This window comes from Polyangium sp. 15x6 (assembly GCF_029960785.1).
Taxonomy (GTDB): domain Bacteria; phylum Myxococcota_A; class Polyangia; order Polyangiales; family Polyangiaceae; genus Polyangium.
The window spans coordinates 1-10447 of sequence record NZ_JASBQE010000183.1 but is presented as its reverse complement, the minus strand read 5'-3'; the positions used below and the strand labels follow the sequence as shown (position 1 = coordinate 10447).

General features: G+C 70.1%; 8 protein-coding genes and 1 pseudogene. 4 read left to right on the top strand and 5 right to left on the bottom strand.

All coding sequences use genetic code 11. The features are described from left to right. Window positions 1-193 precede the first annotated feature (193 nt). Window positions 194-1684: a TIGR00366 family protein gene (locus QHF83_RS51845; protein ID WP_282425606.1), complete on the top strand. Its 1491-nt coding sequence runs from the start codon at window positions 194-196 to the stop codon at window positions 1682-1684. A 256-nt stretch (window positions 1685-1940) separates the two neighbouring features. Here QHF83_RS51845 and QHF83_RS51840 read toward each other — a convergent pair whose 3' ends face one another. From QHF83_RS51840 to QHF83_RS51830, 3 genes are all read right to left on the bottom strand, one after another. Then, window positions 1941-2618, bottom strand: a complete 678-nt coding sequence (locus QHF83_RS51840; RefSeq protein WP_282425605.1) for a hypothetical protein — start codon at window positions 2616-2618, stop codon at window positions 1941-1943. A gap of 240 nt (window positions 2619-2858) precedes the next feature. Continuing rightward, the gene (locus QHF83_RS51835) at window positions 2859-3968 is read right to left on the bottom strand and encodes a metallophosphoesterase (protein WP_282425607.1); all 1110 of its coding nucleotides are present in this window, start codon (window positions 3966-3968) and stop codon (window positions 2859-2861) included. Between the two features lie 5 nt (window positions 3969-3973). Continuing rightward, complete coding sequence (locus QHF83_RS51830; protein WP_282425604.1) at window positions 3974-5134, bottom strand: hypothetical protein; 1161 nt, start codon at window positions 5132-5134, stop codon at window positions 3974-3976. Between the two features lie 100 nt (window positions 5135-5234). On the opposite strand from QHF83_RS51830, the gene QHF83_RS51825 reads away from it, so the two are divergent. Genes QHF83_RS51825 through QHF83_RS51815 form a run of 3 tightly spaced genes read left to right on the top strand, consistent with a single transcriptional unit; the run spans window position 5235 to window position 8003 of the window. Next, a complete protein-coding gene (locus tag QHF83_RS51825) occupies window positions 5235-5555 on the top strand; it encodes a hypothetical protein (RefSeq protein WP_282425603.1) in 321 nt (106 codons plus the stop codon). Then, a complete protein-coding gene (locus tag QHF83_RS51820; RefSeq protein WP_282425602.1) occupies window positions 5552-6709 on the top strand; it encodes a collagen-like protein in 1158 nt (385 codons plus the stop codon). Before QHF83_RS51825 ends, QHF83_RS51820 begins: the two co-directional genes overlap by 4 nt. Window positions 6710-6731: 22 nt before the next feature. Next, window positions 6732-8003 (top strand): tetratricopeptide repeat protein, encoded by a 1272-nt coding sequence (locus QHF83_RS51815; RefSeq protein WP_282425601.1) that lies wholly within the window; start codon window positions 6732-6734, stop codon window positions 8001-8003. A 323-nt stretch (window positions 8004-8326) separates the two neighbouring features. On the opposite strand, the gene QHF83_RS51810 is transcribed toward QHF83_RS51815, so the two are convergent. Together QHF83_RS51810 and QHF83_RS51805 are read right to left on the bottom strand one after the other, a co-directional pair. Then, window positions 8327-10081: a hypothetical protein gene (locus QHF83_RS51810; RefSeq protein ID WP_282425600.1), complete on the bottom strand. Its 1755-nt coding sequence runs from the start codon at window positions 10079-10081 to the stop codon at window positions 8327-8329. A 43-nt stretch (window positions 10082-10124) separates the two neighbouring features. After that, window positions 10125-10447, bottom strand: a pseudogene (locus QHF83_RS51805) (hypothetical protein); the annotation flags it as partial.

Here is a 10447-nt window from a genome sequence, read left to right as displayed (position 1 = left end):
GCATCATGCGGTCCGCGGACAAACCTTTCAAGTACCTGGGCAAACCGGGCGCAAGATTTGGAGGACAAAGTAAGAAACAAACGACACAACCCCACCCAGGACCCGCTCGAGCCCGCGCAGAGGTGGAGGAAGGTCCCGCAGTAGTGCTAAATGAGCGGCGACATCCGCGCGCGAGGCGAGTACCCTCCGCCGCATGTCCGGTGCCGAGCTGCCGAGCTCCCTCGAAAAGCCCAAGGCTCCTCTGCCTGCCGATGATCCGCCCGCGGGCGCGCTCGAGCGGGTCGCGGCGCGGTTCACGGCGTGGGCCGAGCGGTGGATCCCCGACGCGTTCGTCTTCGCGCTCGTGGCCACGTTCCTCGTGGTCATCGCCGCGTGGGGGAGCCTCGCGTCGAAGAAGGGCGCGGCGAGCGCGGCCGCCGAAGTCGCGGCGATCTGGGGCGGCGGGTTCTGGGAGCTCATCCCGTTCACGCTGCAGATGGCCCTCGTGATCATCACGGGGTACGTGGTCGCGACGACGCGGCCGGTCTATCGCCTCATCCGCGCGCTCGCCTCCGTGCCGCGCTCGCCGCAGGTCGCGATCGCTTGGGTCGCGCTCTTCGCGATGCTGTCGTCGTGGTTCAACTGGGGATTTTCGCTGATCTTCAGCGCGATGCTCGCGAAGGAGACGGCGCGGCGCGTGCGCGGCGTCGATTATCGCGCCGTGGCCGCGAGCGCGTTCCTCGGGCTCGGCAGCATCTGGGCGCAGGGGCTCAGCGGGAGCGCGGCGCTGCAGATGGCGACGCCGAGCGCGATGCAGCCGGCGACACGCGCGATCGTGGAGGCGGGCGGCAAGGTGCCGGGCGGCGTGATTCCGCTGTCGAGCACGATTTTCCTCTGGCAGAGCCTCGTGTCCGTCGTGGTCGAGATCGTGATCGTCACGGCGCTCGTGTACTTCTACGCGCCTTCCGCCGCGCGGGCGCGGAGCGCGGCCGATCTCGGGATCGATCTCGGGCGCTCTCCGCTCGAGGCCGACGAGCCGCCGCGAAAGGCGACGCCGGGGGAGTGGCTCGAACATTCGCCCATCCCGAGCTTGCTTTTCGTCTTGCTGGCAGGCGGCTACCTCGTGGGGTACTTCGCGTCGAGCGGGCAGGGGCTCAATGCGCTGAACCTCAACACGGTGAACCTGATCTTCCTGACGCTCGGGGTGCTCCTGCACGGGACGCCGGCGCGGCTGATGCGCGCGGTGAAGGAGGCGACGCCGGGCGTGTGGGGCGTGATCCTGCAGTTCCCGTTTTACGCGGGGATCGCGGCGCTGATCGTCAAGACGCACCTCAACGAGACGATCGCGGGGTTTTTCGTGGGGCTGTCGACGCCCCGAACGTACCCGGCCGTCGTGGCGGTGTACTCGGCCGTGCTCGGGGTGTTCGTGCCGAGCGGGGGGTCGAAATGGGTGATCGAGGCGCCGTACGTGATGCAGGCGGCGCACGATCTGAAGGTGCACCTCGGCTGGATGGTGGCGGTCTACGATCTCGGCGAGGCGCTGGCGAACCTGGTGCAGCCGTTCTGGATGCTGCCGATCCTCGGCCTGTTCGGTCTGCGGGCGCGCGACGTGATGGGCTACACGTTCATCGTATTCCTCGTCCTGCTGCCCATTGTGCTGATCCTCGTGACCGTGCTCGGCGCGACCTTGCCGTATCCGCTCTGAACGGGCGCATGCGGCGCGACGCGGGACGTCAAAATCCCGTTGAAATCCTGCGGGTTGTGATAACGTGCACGTTCTGCGACTGCAGAATTGATCGCCGTATGTTGCAGAATTGAGATACGTGGGGTGGGGAGGGGACGTAAGTGTTGGAAAGCCCGAATGGATCCCATTGGCCCGCGGGTTGCTCCTAGGGATGGGCGAGCGCCTGCTCCGGTCCCCCCCCCCCACCGTCGAGTAGGCGCTCTTTTTATTTTGTGTTTCACCCCGGCGGTGCCCCCGGGACGTGGCAGACGGAGAGCTTGCCCGTCAGGGTGAGGGTCTCGTCGTTGTTGCCGTCGCGCGTGACGACGGTGGTGAACGTGCCCTCGATCGTGTCGCCCAGCGGGCCGTATTTCGTGAGGGTGAGCTCGAGGTTGGTGGCCGTGCTGTAGGTGGTGTCGCCTCCCTCCGGCCTGTACAGGGCGCCGCCCGTGGTGACCATGCCCTCGGAAAAGAGGGCGGCTGCGAGCGTGAGCCTCGGAGAGCCTTGCGGCGTGGATTCGCGGCATCCGTGGAGGAGGAGCCGGAGAGGGTTCCCCTGGCCGAGCACGTAATCCGTGTGCCCGTTCGCGACGTCGGTGAAAATGTCGCCCCAGGTGCCAAAGCACGCGGCGCCGAGCTGCTTGGGCGCGCCGTCGCCCTCGAATTCGACAAAGGAGGGCGACGGGCAGTCGTAGGCGCTGCCACCATTCCCGCCGCTGCCCGCACTTCCCCCGATGCCGGCGAAGGCGCCGCCGTTCCCGCCGTCCCCTCCGGCGCCTGCGCCGCCCGTGCCGACCGCGCCGCCCATCCCACCCATGCCCGCCGTCCCGCCGACGCTCGTGGACGCCGTTTCGGGCAGAGGGCCCGAGCATCCGACGAGCAGGGCCGTGAGCCCGAAGAACAACGTGTATCGCATGATCATCCTCCCATTCTGCGCGGAGCATGACCGTACACGACAGAACCGAAGGGAGGACGCCTCGCACGGATGCAACGCATCCTTGCAACATTGCGATGCGGGAAGGTCGATCCGACGCGGATCTTCGCGAATCAGGGGGATCCCGAGGTTGGTATACGGGTTGCTCTCATCCCCCGCGAGCGCCTGCTCCGGTTCCCCCCCCCGCCGTCGAGTAGGCGCTTTTTCTTTTTGTTCGCGTGATCAATCGACGCGAACGATGGCCACCTGCTCGATCACGCCCGGTGGGATCACGTCGACCGTGAGGAAATGCCGGCCGATGCCATCCATCCGCTCCGGGATCGCGCCGCCGCCGCCCGTGATGTGCGCCGGGATGCCCGCGTTCTCGAACGCGTAATACGAATGGATGTGCCCGTAAAACGTGAGGTCGACCCCGCCCCGGGCGAGCTGCGCGAGGAGTTTGTCGGCCTCGACGCGGCTCGCGAACGAGCCGTTGCGTGAGCCGACCGGATCGATGGGCACGATGTGCATCGTGACGACGTGCAAGCGGTCGCGACTGCCCTCGAGCCAGCCGTCGAGCCACGTGTAGACCAGAGGATCGAGCGTGGCGCTCGCAGAGTCGAGGAGCGTGAAGCGCACCCCGCGGAAATCGAAGGTGTAGTTTCCGCGGCCGAAATACTCGTGGTAGAGGTCGTCTCGCGTGCCGAGCTCGTGGTTGCCGAGCGTCGAGTAACAAGGGAAGGCGAGGGCCTTCATCTCGCGCTGGAAGGTCTCGAGCTGCTCCACGGTGCCCTGCGAGGTGAGGTCGCCGCTGATGAGCGCGAAGCGGATCCCGGGCGTCTCGTTCATCTTCGTGTAGATGTCCTGGACGCCGTCGATGGCCTCCTGGACGTCGGCGAAGACGGCGAAGCGCCATGGCGTGAGCAAGGCCCGATCGGGCGCGCGGAGAGAGAGCGTGATCTCCTCGTTCGCCGGGAGATCGAGGCGGAACGAGCGCTCCGTGGGGAAAGGCGTGTCGGCGATCGTGACGGCGAGGGGCGCGCCGGCCTTCGTTTCCGCGAAGAGCTCCGCGTCGGGGAGGAGGTTCTCGATGCGAACGTTCCACGTGCCCCCGCCGGAGGCGCCCGTGGTCAAGCGGATCGAGAGCGTGGGCGCGGAGGCCCAGAGGTGAAGCTCGCGATCGCCGAGGCGGCGAACGGCCGCGAGGCCTTCGGCGATCTCGACGCCGACGTCGCCCTGCGAGGCGCGGCCGATTTCGAGATCACGGCGGGCGCGGCCCTCGGCGACGTCGAGGCAAGAGGCGAAGAGCGGCGCCGCGGAGGCGAGGAGGAGCGCGGCGAAGAACGATTGCATGGGCTTCACGGGTTCCCTCCGTACCGAAAGAGGAGCGAGGCGCGGCCGACGAGCGCCGAGCCGCCCTGCACGTCGAAGAACGCGCCCCAGCGGGGCGTGAAGAAGAGCCGGGTCTGGGCCCCGAAATGCCCGGCGATGCCGCTGCCGAGGCCGGGGCTCTTGAACCCGCCGGCGAAGCCGTCGTGGCGGTGCTCGTAATACGCCATGGCCTCGCCGCGCGGATATCCGCTGTGGCCGAGGTACATGCCGAACGCCATGCGCGGGGTGAGGAGATCGTTCGCCTCGACCCCGATGCCCGGATACCGATGCGCGGCATACGCGATGCCGAGGCCGAGCTCGGCGAAGGAGCCGCGCAGCGTGGGGCCGACGCGGGCGAGATCGAGCCGGCCGAGGAGGTTCAGCTCGCCCGTGGTGACGGAAAACCCCTCGGTGGCGTAGCTGTGGTTCGTCAGGGCGAACTCGACGTCGAGGTACGAGCCGTCGCGCGCGCGCTCGTGTCCGCTCGGGCGCGGGCCGAAGAAGCGATACGCGGCGGAGATGCGGGTGCGGGCGTTCGTGTCGTCGAGCGCGAAGAAGCCGAGCGCCGAGAGGCGAAACGAGCCCGCGCGGAGATCGGCGCCGGGCGTGAGGAAGGCGTTGTGGGCGAAGTTCGGGTCGTGGACGAACGTGACGCCGAGCTGGGTTTCGACCGAGGGGAGGTAGACCGGGGGGCTGCCGGTGCCGCCCTCGGGCGCGAGGACGCCGTAGACGTCGGCGAGGGCCGAGAGGAAAAAGAACGCGGCGCCGGTGACGGTGCCGAGGATGATCGGGCCGATGAACCTGCGGGTGGCGCCGGTCGCGGCCGCGCCGCCGAGCCCGGCGACGATGAGCCCGAGCCCGGCGCCCTCGGCGCCGAGGAGCACGAGGCCGGTGCGGGTATGGCCGAGGACGAGGTGCCCGGTGCCATGCACGAGCGCGCCGGGGACGAAGGATCCCGCGACGGCGAGGCCCTTGCGGGTGCTCGTCGGGGGGGGATTCGGCGCGGTTTTCGCGGCGGCCGGCGCGTCGGTTTTGCGGGGGGCGTCGTCGGCGGCGGCAGGGAGCGTGGCGAAGAGAAGGAAGGCGGCGGCAGCGAGGGCCGGTCCGGGTATCGATGTCCGCCGCGAGGGAGCGATGAACCCTGTCACGAGGGCGGAGCTTAGCTGAAAATCACGCTTGTATTTCCAGTCTGAACGGCTGTTTAATGCTCGGCGGAGGCGTACCAGCGCGAGGCCATCCATGAACCGGATGAAACACGGGGCACTGTATCTTTCGGCGCTGCTCCTTTTGGGGATGGTCGCCGCGTGCGGCGAAGACGCGCCCTCCACGACGCCCGGATCCACGGGCGGCAGCGGCGGCACGGGAGGCGAAGGCGGCTCCGGCGGGGCGCCGTTCGTCCCGCCAGGGCCTCCCGGGAACGAGACCGTGAGCGCCGGCGACGTGATGAGAAGCCCGAGGTACAAGATGGTCTTCACGCTCGGGCAGCCCACGCAGAACCAGTCGAAGACGACATCGCCCAGCTATCGGATGCAGGGCGGACTCATTGGAGCGAACGGGAGCTTGCCATGAGCAACGGGATGATCACGCGCCTGATCTCGGCCTCGGCCTGCGCGCTCGCGCTCTCTGCCGGCGCCGTCGCCGCAGAGGCCGCGGTGCCGCAGACCATCACCCACCAGGGGCGGCTCTACGACGCCGCCGATGTCCCGGTGAATGGCACGCTCAAGGTGAGGTTCGCCCTCTACGCCGATCCCGCGGCGGTCGATCCGATCTGGACCGAGTCGCACGACATCACGTTCGAGGAGGGGTATTTCTCGGCAAACCTCGGGACGCTCACGCCGTTCGAGAAGAACGTCTTCGACGGCTCGGTGCGTTACCTCGGCGTGACGGTCGGCGACGATCCCGAGATGACGCCGCGCTCTCCGGTGCAGAGCGTGCCGTATGCGATGGTCGCCGGCGACGCGATCGGCGACATCCACCCGACGTCGGTCTGGGTCGGCGGGACGATCGTGATCGACGGGACGGGCAAGTGGGTCGGAGATCCGACGGGGCTCGTGGGTCCCGAGGGGCCGCAAGGTCCGGTCGGCGCGACGGGCGCGCAGGGGCCGAAGGGCGATACGGGCGCGAAAGGCACGACGGGCGCGACAGGCGCGAAGGGCGATACGGGTTCGCAGGGCCCGAAGGGCGATACGGGTGCGCAAGGCCCGAAGGGCGATACGGGTGCGCAGGGGCCGAAGGGCGATACGGGTTTGCAGGGTCCGAAGGGCGATACGGGTTCGCAGGGTCCGAAGGGCGATACGGGCGCGAAAGGCGCGACGGGCGCGACGGGCGTCGTGTCGACCACGAGCCTCGACGCGCCGGGCATCACCGTGAATGGCAGCTCGCTCGCGTTCGCCTGGGCGGCCACGCCGGTCAGCGTGACCGTCGCGGCCGGGCAGCGGATCACGGGCTCGGCGGTGGCCATCCTCGGGTCGAGCTCGGGCTCGGCCACCTCGGTGGGCTTCGGGCTTTGTTACCAGGCCGCAGGAGGCTCGATCATCACGTTCTACCCGTCCTCGTACTCCATCACCGCGAGCATCTCGGCGCGCGCGCCGTTCGCCGCCGCGGGCACGGTGTCGGGCCTCGCGGCAGGGACGTACAACGTCGGGTTCTGCGTGCGGAACGTGTCGCCCACCGCGCTGAACTCGAACGACGCGATCAACGGCTGGGTCATGGTGACCAACTGAACGACGGGCGCCCTCGTTCGTCGTGTCCATCCCTTCGATCCTCGTAGAGACGATCACGCGCGCGGCGCACGCCTTCGCCCTCGCGATCGCGCCGCCGCTCTTCGCGCCCGAGCCCGCGCCCGGATCGATCACGGGCGCGCTTCTAGCGACCGTCGTGCTCGCGGCGGTGGTCTTCGGCGCGCTCCGCCTCGGCGCCCGCGTCCGCTCGACCGAAGCGAGGATCGCCGCCGCCGCGCTCGTCCTCTCGGTCGTCGTTTCCCTCGTCGTCGGCGCGTACGTCCGCGGCCCCCGTGCGCCGCTCGGCCGCGGCGTGCTCTTCGTGGCCGTGCCGCTCTGGACGGGCCTCGCCGCGTGCGCCGCGATCGTGGCTCCGCGCAGGAACGCGCGCCTCGTCGCGTCCGCCGTCGTGGCGCTCGGCCTCGTGCTCTTCGGCGCGTCAGCCGAGTGGCTCTTCTCGACGCCGCAAATGTGGTGGCAGACCGTGCTCCGCGACGGCGACGCGCGGCGCGCCCTCGAGGTGATCATCGGGCCGCACGCGCGCGCCCGTGATCACGCCGCCGCGCTCGCGGTCGTCGATCGATGTCTCACGCGCAAGCCCGCGAGCTGCGCCTGCGCCTCGCGCCGAGCGTTCGTCATGCTGCACCTGCGAGACGTTCCTCGCGCGCTCGATGCCGCCGAGGCCGCGGCGACGCAGTGCCCGACCGATCCGCTCGTGCATGCTGCGCATGCAGCAACGCTCGCGGCGAACGGCGAGGGGAAGCGGGCCGAGGAGGTCGCGCGCGCGGCGCTCGTGGACGGAGGCGAGCCGCTGCTCGAGTACGCGCTCGCGCTCGCGCTCGATCAGCAAGGTCGGACGGCGGAGGCGGTCGCGTCCGCCCGGCGGGCGTACGAGGGCGGCGTCGGTCGCGACGCGGCGGTGCTGCTCGGCGCGCTGCTCATCCGCGAGAACGATCTCGACGGGGCGGAGAAGGTCCTCGCGCCGATCCCGAAGGAAGCCCCGAACGACGCGGAGGCGCTCTTCGATCTGGGGATCGTCGCGGACAAGAAGAACGATTACAACCGCGCCCGCGAGCGCTACCTCGCCGCGCTGCGCGCCGATCCGAGCCTCACGGCCGCGCGTCGGAACCTCGCGCTCTTGACGCTGCGCTTCGGCATCCTCGAGGAGGCCAAACACCACGCGCGCAAGCTCGTCGACGCCACGCCCGGCGACGCGCGGAGCATCGAGCTCTTGCGGCGCATCGAGCTCGCGAGCGTCGAACGGTCCGCGCGACCGCCGCAGGCGCCCGCGCCCTGAGGCAAGCCGTTGCGCCGGGGCGCTGCCCCGGACCCCGCGGGGGCTATCCGCCCCTCGACCCGGACCAGGGCAAGCCCTGGACCTCAGGGGGAAGAACTGCGCTCCGCGCAGTTCTTCCCACAGGCCGGTAGGACCGCCTTGCCCGTCGAGACGTCAGCGCTGCCGTCTTGGCTGGCAAGGTCGTCGCCGGTCTTGAACCCCGGGCTCGTTCGATGAACTGCGCATCGCGCAGTTCATCGACCCCGAGTCCAGCGCTTGCGCTGGTCCGGGTCGAGGGGCGGACAGCCCCTCGTCGGGTCCGGGGTGAAACCCCGGCGCTACGCTCATCGGTACGGCCCGAGGCTCGTCGCGCCCGCGAGCGCGGCGACCGCGGCGGCGAACGCGTCGGCCGTGCCGAGCACCTCCTCGGGATCCTGCACGAGCGGCAAGCGAATGCCGATGCGGGACTCTTCGAGCAGGGGCTCGCGCCCCGTGGCCTTCGTGAGCGTCTCGCGAACGGAGGCCGGCAGATCACGCTCGGGCCGCGGCGACCAGAGCCGACTCTCGGCCGGACGATCTTCCTCCCAGCGGTGATCGAGCGACATCACGATCCCGGCGCGGGAGAAGTTTTCGAGCGCGAGATCGCCGACCCGCAGGCGCGCGCCGCGTTGCTCGGCGAACTGCTGGAAGGCGGGCAGAGACGGCGCGAGCGCGGCGGGCGGGGGCAACGCGGCGATCGCCTTCGCCAGGCGATGCGCGAGCATCTGCGCCCGCGCGAGGAACCGCTCGAGGCCCGAGACCTGGTAGACGCCGCCTTTCTGCACGATCACCGCGTGCTCGTCGTCGAGCGCCGCCTCGTCGAAGACCTCGAGCGCCTCGCTCACCTCGGCGCCGAGCAAGCTCGCCGCCTGCATGGGCTCGCGCGCCTGCACCGTGAAGCGCTTCGCGAGGCGCTTGTCGAGGCCGGGCAGCTTCGCGCCGAAATCGGTCCATCGCCGCTCCGCGAGGCGCAGATCGAGGCCCAGCGCGGGGAACGCGAGCTCGGCCGCGACACACGGCCCGAGCCCCTCGCGGTGCTCCTCGGTCACCTCGACGCGGATGCCACGCACGTCGAGGACGAGCGCGGCCTGCTCGGGATCGAAGTCGACGACCGTGGAGCCCGCGGCCCGGGCCGAATCGGCGACCGCGCGCCACACGGACAGATGGCGCTGTTTGCCGACGAGCGGCAGGCCCTTCGCGGGCTTGCGCAGGCCTCTCTGGCGCTCGACGACGACGGGCACGCGCAGGGACAGATCGCGACCGAAGGCCACGACAGCCGTGACCTCGAGCGCATGATCGACGCGGATGAAGGGCGAATGGAACGTGGGCACGAGATCGGGCGGGATGCCGATCCGGAACGGGATCGAGGCGCCCTCCTCGGGCGTGCCTTCGAAGAGCGTCCAGGTGCGGCGCTCGATCTCGGCGGGGCCGGCGCTGCTGGTGACGAGCGCCGTTTCGACGACGCTCGCCGACAGCTCGACACGCCGAAGCCTGCGATCTCCGAGGCCCGTGAACGCGACGGCGCCCACGAGGGTGCCCAGGAGGGGCAAGCGTTGATCCTCGACGGAGAGCTCGACCACGGGAGCCTCGCCGCGGTGCTCGCCTGCCTGGGTCGTGAACACGCGCGGCTCGGGGGGCACGGCGCTCGTGGTCGGCACCCGTATCGGGATGACGTAGGCCTCGTGGCGATCGGGCCACCACGGGATGTGCACGTGGACCGAGAGCTCGTACTCGATCGTGGCGTATCCACTGCGATAGGTGGGCGGCAGGTCCGGCGGCAGAGGAAAATCGACCGCCTGCTCCCAGGTCCCGGGCTCGAGGACACCCGCGGGAAAACGCTTCCCGAGCCGCACGATCTCGCGGCGATGGTATTTGCGGGTCGAGGTTTTTCCGTTGGACGACGTGCGCCGATAACGCGACTCGCGGCCCACGAGTTCGACGTCGATCGCGTCGAAGGGCGTTTGGGTCCTGGATTTCAGGTGAACGTGGACGCGGAGTGTTTCGCCGGCGCTCGGCTCGGACGGGTCGAGGTAGACGGTGACGTCGGGGCGGCTGCGCATCGGTGCGAGCCATCATCCACGAGGTGGCGCCCGGGGCACAAGCTCAAGGCCTCGGGCCCGTGGAGACGAGCCAGGCGTGGTAGGCGCGATAGGCCGCGTGCCATGCGGCGTGCGTCGACGCGTCCTTCTGGACGAGGCGCTGGTAGTGCCGATCGAGCTCGTTCTTCTGCTCCGGCGTGATCCGATACCGCGCGAGGATCTCGGGTCGTTTGTCCGGGGCCATCGCGAGCTCGACGGTCAAGGACGCGTGTTGTTCGAGCGTGAGCAGAGGCGGCGGCAGGCGCGGCTCGGGCTCGACGCGGGGAGGCGGGGCGGAGGCTCGGGCGGGGGGCTCGGGGGGCGCGAGCTTCGGGGGGACGAGCACGG

What these genes read in the sequence shown, in the direction of transcription:
- QHF83_RS51845 (WP_282425606.1), top strand. Translation starts at nt 194, where the DNA reads ATGTCCGGTGCCGAGCTGCCGAGCTCCCTCGAAAAGCCCAAGGCTCCT.
- QHF83_RS51840 (WP_282425605.1), bottom strand. Translation starts at nt 2,618, where the DNA reads ATGCGATACACGTTGTTCTTCGGGCTCACGGCCCTGCTCGTCGGATGC.
- QHF83_RS51835 (WP_282425607.1), bottom strand. Translation starts at nt 3,968, where the DNA reads ATGCAATCGTTCTTCGCCGCGCTCCTCCTCGCCTCCGCGGCGCCGCTC.
- QHF83_RS51825 (WP_282425603.1), top strand. Translation starts at nt 5,235, where the DNA reads ATGAAACACGGGGCACTGTATCTTTCGGCGCTGCTCCTTTTGGGGATG.
- QHF83_RS51820 (WP_282425602.1), top strand. Translation starts at nt 5,552, where the DNA reads ATGAGCAACGGGATGATCACGCGCCTGATCTCGGCCTCGGCCTGCGCG.
- QHF83_RS51810 (WP_282425600.1), bottom strand. Translation starts at nt 10,081, where the DNA reads ATGCGCAGCCGCCCCGACGTCACCGTCTACCTCGACCCGTCCGAGCCG.